This is a genomic window from Nioella ostreopsis (assembly GCF_004000255.1).
GTDB classification, from domain to species: Bacteria; Pseudomonadota; Alphaproteobacteria; order Rhodobacterales; family Rhodobacteraceae; genus Nioella; species Nioella ostreopsis.
The window spans coordinates 129,233-141,323 of the sequence record NZ_RCIQ01000008.1; the positions used below are offsets into that span (position 1 = coordinate 129,233).

Consider the following 12,091-nt stretch of genomic DNA (forward strand, 5'->3'; position numbering starts at 1 on the left):
CATCAGCCCCCGATCATCCAGCGGGCATAGGCACCGCCAAAGAGTTCGAATTTCGCCAGGAAGGCCACGATCACGACCCAACCGAGCGACAGCGGCAGGAACACTTTCCAACCGATCCGCATCAGCTGGTCATAGCGGTAGCGCGGCGTGATCGCCTTCACCATGGCGAAGATGAAGAAGAAGAAGGCCATCTTGCCGACCATCCACAGCACGCCATCGGGCAGGCCCGGAATGGGGCTGAGCCAACCGCCGAAGAACAGCAGCGTGACAAGCGCACACATCAGGAAGATGGCGATGTATTCGCCCGCCATGAACAGCAGGAAGGGCGTGGCCGAATATTCCACCTGGTAGCCCGCCACCAGTTCCGATTCCGCCTCTGGCAGGTCGAAGGGCGGGCGGTTGGTTTCGGCAAGGGCCGAGATGAAGAAAAGGAACACCATCGGGAAATGCGGCAGCCAGTACCAGCTGAAGAAGCCGTAGGACCCATCCTGCGCGCGCACGATGTCACCGAAGTTCAGCGACCCTGTGGTGATCACCACACCGATGATGATCAGGCCGATGGACACTTCGTAGGAAATCATCTGCGCGGCAGAGCGGAGCGAGCCGAGGAACGGATACTTGGAGTTCGAGGCCCATCCGCCCATGATCACACCGTACACTTCCAAAGAGGAAACAGCGAAGACATAGAGGATGGCGACGTTCAGATCCGCCAGAACCCAACCATCGTTGAAGGGGATCACCGCCCAGGCAATCATCGCCAGAACGAAGCTGGTCAGAGGCGCCAGGATGAAGACGGGCTTGTCAGCGCCCGCCGGGATCACCACTTCCTTGATGACGTATTTCAGAGCGTCCGCCACGGATTGCAGAAGACCGAAGACCCCCACCACGTTGGGGCCCTTGCGCATCTGGACCGCCGCCCAGATCTTCCGGTCGCCATAGACCAGGAAGAGCAGCGAGATCATCACGAATGCGATCACTGCAAGACACTGCGCGATAATAATCAGCGCGATGCCGGGAGTGGTTGTAAAGAATTCAGCCATCTGTCCTCACACCGTCGGTATGCCTTGCTCGGCGCAGTCGGCGACCACCACTTCGGCGTCTATCGTCTGCACCCCCCGGGGGAGCGCCGGTGACACGGTGTAAACCGCATCTGCGTGCCAAAGGCCAGCCTCTTCGTCCACATTTGTGCGGACATGTCGCGCAAATCCGTAGCCCCGGATCAGCGTGTACTGAGCTGCTGCACATTCGGCATAGGCCGCCACGTCCTCTCGCCCCCTTGCACCGCGCATCTCTACGCGGAAATTCACCAGATCATCATCCAGAAGCCGGGTCTCGACCCCAAGATACTCAAACAGCGCCGGATGCCGGTCCTGCGTGGCCGCCGGGTCGGGTGTACAGCCCGCCAGCGCCAGAACCATGGCACCACCGCCCACGAAGGGCCGGAGCGTTCCGCCGCCCGGCACCCCGCCTATTCCGCCGCAATCGCGGCCTCAGACCGCGCCTTCGCCATCGCGCTCAGCTCGGCCATCACGGCCGATGCGCGGGCAATCGGGTTGGTCAGATAGAAGTCCTTCACCGCAGGCACGAAATCGGCCTCGGCCGGTGCACGCAATTCCAGCGGTGCGATCTCGTTCATCGGCACTTCGTCGATCATCGCCAGATGCGGAACCTCGGCCACCATCGCGTTGCGCAACTGCACCAGCGAGTCGTAGGGCAGCGCCGCGCCAAGTTCTGCTGACAGTGCGCGCAGGATCGCCCAGTTTTCCTTGGCCTCACCGGGCGCAAAGCCCGCGCGAAGCGCCAGTTGCGGACGACCTTCGGTGTTGACGAAGAGGCCCTGTTCCTCGGTATAGGCCGCGCCCGGCAGGATCACATCGGCGCGATGCGCGCCCCGGTCGCCATGGCTGCCCTGATAGATCACAAAGGGGCCATCGGCGATGTCCACTTCATCGGCACCGAGGTTGTAGATCACCTCTGCGCCGTCGATTGCCGCAGGCAGACCGCCCTCGGTCACCGCGCCCACATCCATCGCGCCCACGCGGGAGGCAGCGGTGTGCAGCACCATCAGCTTCGCACCGCAGCCTTCGACATAGGCCAGCGCCTGGCTCAGAACCGCTTCGCCATCGGCCTCGCGCAGCGCGCCCTGACCGAGGATCACGATCGTGTCGGGCTTGGCCTCGACCTTGGCGACCAGATCGGTCAGCGCCTTCCGCGATGCGCCGAAATGGTAGTAATCATAGGTCAGGTCCGCCTTGGGACCGATCAGCCCGATCCGCGCGCCATTGATCCACGCCTTGCGGATGCGCGCATTCAGAACCGGCGCTTCATCCCGCGGGTTGGTGCCGATCAGCAGGATGGTCTTGGCGCTGTCGATATCCTCGATCATCGCGGTGCCCGCATAGGCGCCGCGGTTGCCGGCGGGCAGTTTCGCCCCATCGGTGCGGCATTCGACAGTCCCGCCCTGCCCTTCGATCAGCCCTTTCAGCGCAAACGCCGCCTCGACCGGGGCCAGATCGCCCACGAGGCCCGCGACCTTCTTGCCTTTCATGGCACTGGCAGCAGCAGAGAGCGCCTCGGGCCAGCTGGCTTTGCGCAGCTTGCCGTTTTCACGAATATAGGGCGTGTCCAGACGCTGGCGGCGCAACCCGTCCCAGATGAACCGGGTCTTGTCGGAAATCCATTCCTCGTTCACGCCGTCATGGTTGCGCGGCAGGATGCGCATGACTTCGCGTCCCTTGGTATCCACGCGGATGTTCGATCCAAGCGCGTCCATCACGTCGATGGTCTCGGTCTTGGTCAGTTCCCACGGACGGGCGGTGAAGGCATAGGGCTTCGACGTCAGCGCGCCGACCGGGCACAGGTCGATGATATTGCCCTGAAGGTTCGAATCGAGCGTCTCATTGAGGTAGCTGGTGATTTCCGAATCCTCGCCGCGCCCGGTCTGGCCCATCTGCCAGATGCCCGCGACCTCGGTCGTGAAGCGCACGCAGCGGGTGCAGGAAATGCAGCGGGTCATCGCGGTGGACACGAGCGGGCCGAGGTTCAGTTCCTCGCTCGCGCGTTTGGGTTCGCGGTAGCGGCTGAAATCGACGCCATAGGCCATCGCCTGATCCTGCAGGTCGCATTCGCCACCCTGGTCGCAGATCGGGCAATCCAGCGGATGGTTGATCAGCAGGAACTCCATCACCCCTTCGCGGGCCTTCTTGACCATGGGCGAGTTGGTTTTCACCACCGGCGGCTGGCCTTCGGGGCCGGGGCGAAGGTCGCGCACCTGCATGGCGCAGGAGGCAGCGGGTTTCGGCGGGCCGCCGACGACTTCGACCAGACACATGCGGCAATTGCCGGCGATCGACAGGCGTTCGTGATAACAGAACCGCGGAACCTCGACTCCGGCCTCTTCACAGGCCTGAATCAATGTCATCGCGGGATCCACCTCGATCTCTTTGTCGTCGATGATGATTTTGCGTAGATCGGTCATGCTTCACCCTTGCGCGTCGCTTGGCTCCGGTTGGCGGCGTGTCTACCGCAAGCCCCGCCCGGATTCACGCGGAAAATTGCCGTGCCACCCTAGTGCCGCGATTGGCGCGCTTTTGCAACGTGATGGCAGCATTTTTCAAGCCGATAACCCGGTATACAACGGTATATGACCGCGCCCAAAGCGCGCATGCCCGCCATTTGTGGGCGGGCATGGGCTTGGAGCATGAAATTGGAAAGAAAAGGTTACCGCAAAAGGCGGCCGATCTGGCTGTTCGCGCTGATTTCTTCTTCGCCGACGGTGCAATAGCCTTCGCGTTGATCGGGCGATGCATTGCGTTCGGCCAGTCGCGCATCGGCAATCGCGCGCACACGCTGCTGCTCGTCTTCGTTGAAGACGAAATCCTCGATTTCCGAGCGGGTGAAGCCAAGTTCGGTCGCCCGCCCGACAAGGCTGTTGATGAATCCGAGCGCACGCAACCGCCGGGCGGAAATCGAGTCGCAGCGATTATGGATGTGGCGTGCGATGGCAAAGGCCACCAACCCCTCGCTCAGCACCGGGTCATTGCGCAGCACATCCCAATCATCGGCGCGGGCCGGTTGCGCCACAAGCAGGCACATTACGAACAGGGGGAAAAATCGGTACATATGGCAAAATCCTTGGCTGGCGTAGTCGGACCCTGCGCCAAAATGGGGTCATTGCGGTCTGACATTCAATATCAGGCGATTGCTATCCGCGTGAATCGGCCCGTTCCCGCCGGTTCACCCCGGTCAGATCCGCACGCCCCAATAGGCGATGATCAGGTAGATGATCAGCGCCACGAACGCGATCCCGAGCGTCGTGTAAATCGCCGCTTCCAGTTTTTCCGGCGTGTTCAGCACCATCATGACCATGCCCGCCAGCATCACCCCGATCACCGTGCCGAGGATGGAACCGCCTATGCCCCATGTATATCCCAGCCAGATGCCAAGCGCCGCGAAGGACACGAATACGGCGACTACCCATACCCGGTAGACACCGACCAAAACCGGCCTGCCGCCGTCATATGCACGTTGATCTGTCACTGCCGCCTCCACAGAGGAACCCACTCGCCCCGTTTTCGGGTGCTCATTTGGAAACAGTCTACCCTTTCGGATAGGATTCATCAACGCTTTCAAAGGGCCGCAGAACGCTTCCTGGGCAGATGGGACACAGGTCAGTAGCAGAACCCGAGGGGATCCTCGTCAATGATCCGGTTCACCGTGTCCCGGAAACGCGTGGAGTACAGCGCCGGATCATAGTCGTCGCCAAGGTAGAACCCGCAGTGAAAGGCGATCTGGACTTCCGCGATGGCCACCCACGCGTCGACCTCGGGGACATGGGCGAAGACCTCTTCGAAGGTCTGGCTCATGAGGTTGACATACCAGAAATAGCGCTCGTTCTCGATCGGGGTCGCGTCCTGGTCCAGAAGATCGGGCCGCGACAGCTCGGGGTTGTTCATCGAGATGATCAGGAACTCGCGATAGGCCGCCCTCGCGCCGCGTTCATTCTCGATCCGCCATTGCTGGTTGAACTGCCAGAACGCCACCAGACCGGCGATCACCGCCAGAAGGATGCGCGACAGATCCGCGAAAGACGCAATTCCATTGCGTTCCCGGGTCAGCCAGCCCTTGCGGGACTTGGTGTCAGAATCAGGATCCAAACTGCATTCACCGTGGCTAGTCGTGCGCCTGCCATACGACTCAAAGCTACCGGTCGAAAAAAGTCAACAAACCCACCGGCACACGCGACAGCCGCGACCAGATCACTCCAGCCGGTCGTCCACCTCGGGGCATTGCGAATAGATCGAGTAATAAGGCGGCCTGATATTCACCCACTCATTTTCCAACCGCGCCCGCTCGACCGAGGGACAGACGGCAATCACCGCTTCGCGCAAGAAGGCACCTGCGTCGTCCTCGGCCAGACTGCCCTCGATGACCTCTGCGGTGAACTCGCCAGTGAACCCATCCCAAAAGAGGATGGAAACCGTGCCATCGTCGTTCACAATCTCGTCCTGTCCACCAAAGAACACCTCTGGCCGATACCGAATGACCGCGCGCACGCCACGGTCATCGTCACGTACGGTGCGTTCAAAGACAACATCAGGATCCATGCCCTGAGCGTGCGCCACACCGAAGACTGCGAGAAAGACGCTCATCGCCAAGGTAAGAGATTTCATGAAATGCCCTCCGAATTCCAAATCGGGGCAGTGGCCCGATCTGAATTAAATGCTAGGCGCAATTATCTTCAGTTACAAGTTTTTTGGCCGCCGCCTATCGGACGGGATGGCCCCAATTTCCGGTCACGCCTTCGAAAAGGTATTCCACCCGAACGCGTCTTCGGACTCCCCGTTCTGGCGCAGATGTTCCAGCTTGGCCAAAGCCTCCGCCAGATCCGGGCGGTGCCCTTCCGGCACCCACCACATCACCAAATGGGCCTCGTCCATCGGTGTGAACCAGTCCGCCCGGCGGGTCACGAAATGCTTGTGCAGCGTGTTCCAGACATAAAAGCGCAAGCTGTCAACGCTGTCCCACACGGTCAGGTTCACCAGGATGCGGGGATCGCCGTCCACCTCTTCGGGGACGACGCCCCCAAAGGCGGTTTCGTATTTCCAGACAAACCCGTCGGACCGTTCGGCGATGCTGTTCAACATGTCGATCCCGCGGTTGAAATCGGCCATGCGGGGATCGTCCAGCTCATAGGCCATGCGGCCGATATTGAACTGGGCCAGATGCATCCTTATTCGGCAGCGACCGCGCTGACGCGTCCGGCTTTCTGCGCCTTGATCCGGTCCTCGATCTCATCGCGGAAGTTGCGAATGAGGCCCTGGATCGGCCAGGCCGCCGCGTCGCCAAGGGCGCAGATCGTGTGGCCTTCCACCTGTTTGGTGACCTGGAACAGCATGTCGATCTCTTCCAGCTCCGCCTCACCACGCACCAGACGATCCATAACCCGCATCATCCAGCCGGTGCCTTCGCGGCAGGGCGTGCACTGACCGCAGCTTTCGTGCTTGTAGAATTTCGACAGGCGCCAGATCGCCTTCACGATGTCGGTGGACTTGTCCATGACGATCACGGCAGCGGTGCCGAGGCCCGATTGCAGGTCGTTGCGCAGGTAGTCGAAATCCATGATCGCGTCGCGCATGTTCTCGCCGCGCACGCACGGAACGGAGGAGCCGCCGGGGATCACCGCCAGCAGGTTGTCCCAGCCACCGCGGATGCCACCGCAATGCTTTTCAATCAGCTCCTCGAAGCTGATCGACATCGCCTCTTCCACCACGCAAGGATTGTTCACATGACCCGAGATCGCAAAGAGCTTGGTGCCCGCATTGTTGGGGCGGCCAAAGCCCGCGAACCAATCCGCGCCCCGGCGCAGGATGGTCGGCACCACGGCGATGGATTCCACGTTGTTCACGGTCGAGGGGCATCCATAAAGACCCGCGCCCGCCGGGAAGGGCGGCTTCATCCGGGGCATGCCCTTCTTGCCTTCAAGGCTTTCAATCAGCGCGGTTTCCTCGCCGCAGATATAGGCCCCTGCCCCATGATGCAGGTAGAGGTCGAAATCCCAACCCGATCCGGCCGCGTTCTTGCCAAGCATCCCGGCCTCATAGGCCTCGTCGATCGCGGCCTGCAGCGCCTCGCGCTCGCGGATATATTCACCGCGGATATAGATGTAGCTGACATGCGCACCCATGGCGAAACTGGCGATCAGCGCACCTTCGATCAACGTATGGGGATCGTTGCGCATGATCTCCCGGTCCTTGCAGGTGCCGGGCTCGGATTCATCCGCGTTGATCACCAGGTAGGACGGGCGGCCATCCGATTCCTTGGGCATGAAGGACCATTTCAGACCGGTCGGGAAACCCGCCCCGCCACGACCGCGCAGGCCGGAGGCCTTCATGATCTCCACGATCTTGTCACGCCCCAGACCGATCAGGTCCTTGGTGCCGTCCCAATGGCCGCGCGCCTTGGCGCCCGCAAGGGTGCGGTCATGCATGCCATAGATATTCGTAAAGATCCGGTCTTTGTCCTGAAGCATTCTCAGTCCCTTTCTGCGCGGCGGGCTTGCCAGACCTGATACGTCACGATCAGGGCCCAGACCAGAGCCGCAATTGCCGCAAGGTCGAACAGAAACACATAGCGCACGGGCAGGCCAAGCTGTCCACCCAGAAGCTGCGCCCCCATCCACAACACCATCGTCGCCGCCATCACGGCAGCAGCGATACGGGCCTTGCGGGCCTGGGGAGGAACTGTCCGGGGGGCGTCGGGCATTGGGCCTGGCCTCGGGTCGCTAGCGGTTTGGCCCGGTTTACGGCAGAGCGACGGGGAATGTCCACTGTTCGGCGGCGCAAAACACACGACCGGAACGGAAAAACGCGCCGGACGGGCCGACGCGTTTGGTTTTTCGTACCGAGTGGCCCGCGATCAGACGAATTCGCCCGCCCCCGTGACCAGATCAAAGCGGGCACAGCTGCGCTTGAAGCCCGGCAGGTGCTCGTCCAGCCAGTCGATTCCGGCGTCATCCAGACCGGCGATCTGATCGAAATGGTAGATCCCGATCTCGTTCAGGCCCGCCTCCAGCTTGGCGCCGATGCCCTTGATCAGCTTTAGGTCGTCCGCGACGCCGCCGCGCGCCTCGTCCAGCAGCAGCGGGTTCGGGGTGTCTGTCTCGGGTAGTTCTGCAACGACCTCCGCAACGTCATCCGCAACAGCCTCCGGCGCGGGGGCTGCAACAGCCTCGACCACCTCAGGCTCCGGCGCGGCCTCGGGCTGCACGGGGTCCACAACACTCAGCACGGGCGCTTCGGCCACCGGGCTGGCGGATGGGGCCGCGTCGCGATTGTCGGGCGTGTCGTCAAAGGCGCGGGCCATGGCGGACCAGAAAACCTGCGGTGCGGTCAGGCCCAAAGACCAGCTCTGCACTGCAGCATTTCCGTAGAAGGCGGCCGAGTAGTTCGCGGCCGCAATCAGGTTGTTACGGGCCGCGACAGATCCCAGCCAGATGTCTTCTGCAAGTTTCATGTCGGTTGTCCTCTTGGATGATCAAACACATCCTCCCAGAGGTCAGTATACATCCCCTTCGTCAACTTTTCTTGAGAAATCCGTCTCTCCACCTGCGGCCAATAGCCCTGCCTGCGCGACCCAGTCATCGCGGGTCACGCGGCCCCGGAAGCCTTGCAGATTGTCATCCATCCAGGCCACTTCGGCAGGTCCCCAGGCGGCGATCTGGTCGAAGTGATAGATACCGAGCGTGTGCAGCAATTGCTCCAGCTTCGGCCCCACGCCCTTGATCTTCTTCAGGTCATCCGGCCCGCCCTCGCGCGCGGCCTCCATGGCGACGGGCTGTGCGGCGGTGCCGTCTTCCTCAACCGGTTCCGGCGCGGATGCGACAGGGGTCGGCGTAGCCTCGGGTTCTGGGGTCGCCTCCGGTTCCGGTTCGGGCTCTGCCTCCGGTTCCGGTTCAGACGCCACTTCGGGTTCGGGCGCGGCTGCGGGTTCCGGCTCTGGAACGCTTTCCGCGACCGGTTCCGGCGCGGCTTCCGGCTCCGGTGCGGCAGCCGGTGCCGGTGCGGGCGGCGCTGTCGGGGTTGGCGCGGGCGAAGATGCAGGCGCCGAGGCAGACGCCCCTGCCCCGCTCTCGACACACAAGACCATGCGCAGCACGATGGTCAAAAGCACGGCCACGACAAGACCGAGGATCAGCGCCATCAAGAGGCCCCACCCGGCGGCGAATTTAAGGATCAGGAACAGCAAGACCCCAAGGACGACCCCGGCAATCAGGCAGTTCGTATGGCAGCTGGTGCTGTCATTCTGTGCAGACATAACAATTCCCCTGTTTCCCAAATTGGGGCAAGTAGACACCAGCCGCCCCCAATCTGTGAAGGATTTTCTTGGAAAAGGGGTTACGACTTGCGTTTTGCGGCCCGCAAGCGGCGCTGAAACGTTTTGACCCGCTTGTTGTAGTGCCAATCGCACACGTAAGAGGCCGCACGGGGATGGATGCGATGCTCGGCCAGGGCCGGGCTGACCTCTACCCCATCCTTCACATAGAGCAGCACATTCTGCATCAGCCACGGCAAGACGAACTCGAATGCTCCCATGCGGCGGCGGATCGGATCGTAGCACCCATAGCCGCGATCCTGGAACATCGCCGCCCATTCGCCCTGAAACCGCAGATTGATATGCCCGGCCCCACCCTGTCCGGGAATGCCCGCCGAGAACAGCACCACGTCCGACAGCGCGCAAAGATCGTCGACAAATCCCTCCGACCGGTCCGGCGACAAATGCTCCGCCACTTCGATCGTGGCCGCGAGGTCATAGCGCTTGCGGGCCGCATAGGGCTGATTGAGGTCGGCTGTCTGCCGGTAGGATTTCGCAATGACGCTATCTTCCGGGGCCAGCCAATCGCCATCCACGCCCTTGATCGTCGCGCCCCGCGCCTTGCAGGATTTCAGAAAGAACCCAAGCCCGCAGCCAAGGTCGATGACCGATTTCGGCTGCACATAGGTCCAGAGGATTTCAGCCATGAGATCGGCATTGGCCTGACGCCGTTCCGACTGCTCCACATGGCCCTTGAACATGGTTTCATAGTCATGAATCACGTCGGCCTCCTGTGACTGCCATCCATCCCGACGCCCGCGACAGGGCACATCCCCCTACAGCGCGCGCCGCAAGGGTGCCGGGTTCCGGCCGCTCGTCAAAGGGCAGAGGATCAGGACCCGGCCAGTTCGCTCGCCTGTGCGACCCAATTGTCACGCTCGATCCGGCCCTTGAACTTGAGGCGCGCATCGACCCAGGCGATCTCGGACGGACCCCAGGCGGCGATCTGGTCGAAATGCCAGAAGCCCATGGAATTGAGCAGTTCTTCAAGCTTCGGACCAACGCCGGAAATCTTTTTCAGGTCATCCGCCTCGCGGCCTTCGCGCGGGGCGCTCAGCAGTTCGGGCTCAGACTCCTCGACCTCCGCCGGGGTCTCGGCCTGGGTTTGCGGGGTCGCGGCAGGTTGCGGTGCGGGTGCAGGCTCCGCTGCCGGGGCGGGCGTCGCGGCGGCAGGTGCAGCGACGTCGCCGCCCGACTGCTTGCCCCAGGGCGCCAGCAGCGGCACTTCGGTGCCGTCGATCCGCTTGACGGTGTCGCCGATATCGGTGGCCAAACGGGCCGAGGCGTTCAGGCTGTCGCGCCCGGCCTCGTGATCCTTGAGCGAGGTCAGACCCGACAGCGGCTCCGACGCATAGCGCCCGTTTTGCGGGCCAGGGGTGGGCACGCGACCCGCGGCCAGTTCATCGAGGATCCAGCCGAATTTCTCGGCGGTCAGATCCTCGTAGTAATCCTTGCCGATCTGCACCATCGGCGCGTTCGCGCAGGCGCCCAGGCATTCCACCTCTTCCCAGCTGAAATTGCCATCCGCCGACAGCTCATGCGCGTTGGCGGCGATCTTGTCCTTGCAGACGGCAATCAGGTCTTCGGCGCCGCAGATCATGCAGGACGTGGTGCCGCAGACCTGAACATGGGCAATCGCGCCCACGGGCTGCAACTGGAACATGAAATAGAAGGTCGCCACTTCCAGCGTGCGGATATAGGTCATGCCCAGCATGTCGGACACCGCTTCGATCGCGGGCCGCGTTAGCCAGCCTTCCTGTTCCTGCGCCCGCCACAGCAGGGGGATCACCGCCGATTGCGCGCGGCCTTCGGGATATTTGGTGATCTGCGCCTCGGCCCATGCCTGATTGGCGGGGGTGAAGGCAAAGCTTTCGGGCTGGTCGTGGTAGAGGCGTCTCAGCATCAGGTCGGTCCCGTCGAATATCGTTGTTGCGCTTGCTGCCAGAGTGTCGCCAAAATGTCCATGCGTCTCTTTTTACTTCCGGACCTGAATTGTCCCAATGGCGGGTCTCACTGGCTGACCTCGCAGTTAGCCAGGCGGATTGTTCCGCTCGCTTCGGAAACCAAGGCACCGCTTTCGATCATCCGGCGTTGTGTTCCAGCCAGAAAGATGTCGACCGCCTCGAAGAAATCGCCAATGCCAGCAACCTCACCGAGGGCAGCAGGCGGCGGCAGGTCGAAGTGCGCGGCGATGTGGGTCAGGGCGAAGACGAAAAACGGCTGCTCCTGCTCTGGCAAAACAACGCAGCCATAGTCCGCGATGATATCGGACAGCAAAGCGGCCCGATCTCCGTCCTCCAACAGCAGCAGTTCATTGGCCTGGTGCCGGAACTGCAGGGTCAGCTGTGTGGCGTGGGTCGGGCAGTTGGCCAGCCGAACACCATCAGCATCGGCGATCACTACACCTGCCGCGATCTGGCGCTGCACGGCTGCCGCTCCTTCGGACAGCAACACCGGCATATCCGACGCATCCGGATCTTGCAGCATCACCTGAATTGCAACGCGCGCCTCCAGCCCTTCGACCATGCCGCCGGGACCGGTTGAACAAAACGGAAAGTTCTCTGCCAAGGTGGTCTCAAGGACCTGATCCCAGTCATCAGGCGAAAGCGCCTCCTGGGCCGTCGCGGCAGAGCCAAGACCGGTCAGGAATAGCACAGCCAAAATACGGTGAAACAGGGCGGGCATGAACGGCTCTCCTTCCTTGTTGGCAAGGATGGAC

Annotated in this window: 15 protein-coding genes; all 15 read right to left on the reverse strand. The window is 62.2% G+C overall.

The window, feature by feature from the left end; translation table 11 throughout:
* Positions 1-2 precede the first annotated feature (2 nt).
* The 15 genes from nuoH to EP237_RS10690 all read right to left on the reverse strand — a co-directional run bounded on the left by nuoH (position 3) and on the right by EP237_RS10690 (position 12,057).
* Positions 3-1,040: an NADH-quinone oxidoreductase subunit NuoH gene (gene nuoH / locus EP237_RS10620; protein ID WP_127560870.1), complete on the reverse strand. Its 1,038-nt coding sequence runs from the start codon at positions 1,038-1,040 to the stop codon at positions 3-5.
* A gap of 6 nt (positions 1,041-1,046) precedes the next feature.
* Positions 1,047-1,418 carry a hypothetical protein gene (locus EP237_RS10625; protein ID WP_127560916.1) on the reverse strand — a complete coding sequence of 124 codons (372 nt, stop codon included), beginning with the start codon at positions 1,416-1,418 and terminating at the stop codon, positions 1,047-1,049.
* A gap of 50 nt (positions 1,419-1,468) precedes the next feature.
* Positions 1,469-3,478 (reverse strand): NADH-quinone oxidoreductase subunit NuoG, encoded by a 2,010-nt coding sequence (gene nuoG / locus EP237_RS10630; RefSeq protein WP_127560871.1) that lies wholly within the window; start codon positions 3,476-3,478, stop codon positions 1,469-1,471.
* A 242-nt stretch (positions 3,479-3,720) separates the two neighbouring features.
* On the reverse strand, positions 3,721-4,122 hold the full coding sequence (locus tag EP237_RS10635; protein ID WP_127560872.1) for a DUF5333 domain-containing protein: 402 nt from the start codon (positions 4,120-4,122) through the stop codon (positions 3,721-3,723).
* A gap of 123 nt (positions 4,123-4,245) precedes the next feature.
* On the reverse strand, positions 4,246-4,539 hold the full coding sequence (locus EP237_RS10640) for a hypothetical protein (RefSeq protein ID WP_127560873.1): 294 nt from the start codon (positions 4,537-4,539) through the stop codon (positions 4,246-4,248).
* 131 nt (positions 4,540-4,670) lie between these two features.
* Positions 4,671-5,156, reverse strand: coding sequence for a hypothetical protein (locus EP237_RS10645; RefSeq protein WP_127560874.1), 486 nt, complete (start codon positions 5,154-5,156; stop codon positions 4,671-4,673).
* Between the two features lie 102 nt (positions 5,157-5,258).
* Complete coding sequence (locus EP237_RS10650; RefSeq protein WP_127560875.1) at positions 5,259-5,672, reverse strand: hypothetical protein; 414 nt, start codon at positions 5,670-5,672, stop codon at positions 5,259-5,261.
* Between the two features lie 123 nt (positions 5,673-5,795).
* Positions 5,796-6,230: a DUF3291 domain-containing protein gene (locus EP237_RS10655; RefSeq protein ID WP_127560876.1), complete on the reverse strand. Its 435-nt coding sequence runs from the start codon at positions 6,228-6,230 to the stop codon at positions 5,796-5,798.
* 2 nt (positions 6,231-6,232) lie between these two features.
* Entirely contained in the window at positions 6,233-7,531 is a 1,299-nt protein-coding gene (nuoF, locus tag EP237_RS10660; RefSeq protein WP_127560877.1) for an NADH-quinone oxidoreductase subunit NuoF, read from the reverse strand.
* A gap of 2 nt (positions 7,532-7,533) precedes the next feature.
* Positions 7,534-7,764, reverse strand: a complete 231-nt coding sequence (locus EP237_RS10665; protein ID WP_127560878.1) for a DUF5337 domain-containing protein — start codon at positions 7,762-7,764, stop codon at positions 7,534-7,536.
* Positions 7,765-7,917: 153 nt separating this feature from the next.
* Positions 7,918-8,514 carry a hypothetical protein gene (locus tag EP237_RS10670; protein ID WP_127560879.1) on the reverse strand — a complete coding sequence of 199 codons (597 nt, stop codon included), beginning with the start codon at positions 8,512-8,514 and terminating at the stop codon, positions 7,918-7,920.
* A 42-nt stretch (positions 8,515-8,556) separates the two neighbouring features.
* Positions 8,557-9,315 carry a hypothetical protein gene (locus EP237_RS10675; protein WP_127560880.1) on the reverse strand — a complete coding sequence of 253 codons (759 nt, stop codon included), beginning with the start codon at positions 9,313-9,315 and terminating at the stop codon, positions 8,557-8,559.
* 80 nt (positions 9,316-9,395) lie between these two features.
* A complete protein-coding gene (locus EP237_RS10680) occupies positions 9,396-10,094 on the reverse strand; it encodes a methyltransferase domain-containing protein (protein WP_127560881.1) in 699 nt (232 codons plus the stop codon).
* Positions 10,095-10,204: 110 nt separating this feature from the next.
* The gene (gene nuoE / locus EP237_RS10685; protein WP_127560882.1) at positions 10,205-11,275 is read right to left on the reverse strand and encodes an NADH-quinone oxidoreductase subunit NuoE; all 1,071 of its coding nucleotides are present in this window, start codon (positions 11,273-11,275) and stop codon (positions 10,205-10,207) included.
* 107 nt (positions 11,276-11,382) lie between these two features.
* Positions 11,383-12,057, reverse strand: a complete 675-nt coding sequence (locus EP237_RS10690) for a hypothetical protein (protein ID WP_127560883.1) — start codon at positions 12,055-12,057, stop codon at positions 11,383-11,385.
* Positions 12,058-12,091: the final 34 nt, after the last annotated feature.

Coding starts and splice junctions, on each gene's coding strand:
- EP237_RS10665 (WP_127560878.1), bottom strand. CDS start 7,764: ATGCCCGACGCCCCCCGGACAGTTCCTCCCCAGGCCCGCAAGGCCCGT.
- nuoH (WP_127560870.1), bottom strand. CDS start 1,040: ATGGCTGAATTCTTTACAACCACTCCCGGCATCGCGCTGATTATTATC.
- EP237_RS10675 (WP_127560880.1), bottom strand. CDS start 9,315: ATGTCTGCACAGAATGACAGCACCAGCTGCCATACGAACTGCCTGATT.
- EP237_RS10655 (WP_127560876.1), bottom strand. CDS start 6,230: ATGCATCTGGCCCAGTTCAATATCGGCCGCATGGCCTATGAGCTGGAC.
- EP237_RS10670 (WP_127560879.1), bottom strand. CDS start 8,514: ATGAAACTTGCAGAAGACATCTGGCTGGGATCTGTCGCGGCCCGTAAC.
- EP237_RS10690 (WP_127560883.1), bottom strand. CDS start 12,057: ATGCCCGCCCTGTTTCACCGTATTTTGGCTGTGCTATTCCTGACCGGT.
- EP237_RS10650 (WP_127560875.1), bottom strand. CDS start 5,672: ATGAAATCTCTTACCTTGGCGATGAGCGTCTTTCTCGCAGTCTTCGGT.
- nuoG (WP_127560871.1), bottom strand. CDS start 3,478: ATGACCGATCTACGCAAAATCATCATCGACGACAAAGAGATCGAGGTG.
- EP237_RS10635 (WP_127560872.1), bottom strand. CDS start 4,122: ATGTACCGATTTTTCCCCCTGTTCGTAATGTGCCTGCTTGTGGCGCAA.
- nuoF (WP_127560877.1), bottom strand. CDS start 7,531: ATGCTTCAGGACAAAGACCGGATCTTTACGAATATCTATGGCATGCAT.
- nuoE (WP_127560882.1), bottom strand. CDS start 11,275: ATGCTGAGACGCCTCTACCACGACCAGCCCGAAAGCTTTGCCTTCACC.
- EP237_RS10625 (WP_127560916.1), bottom strand. CDS start 1,418: ATGGTTCTGGCGCTGGCGGGCTGTACACCCGACCCGGCGGCCACGCAG.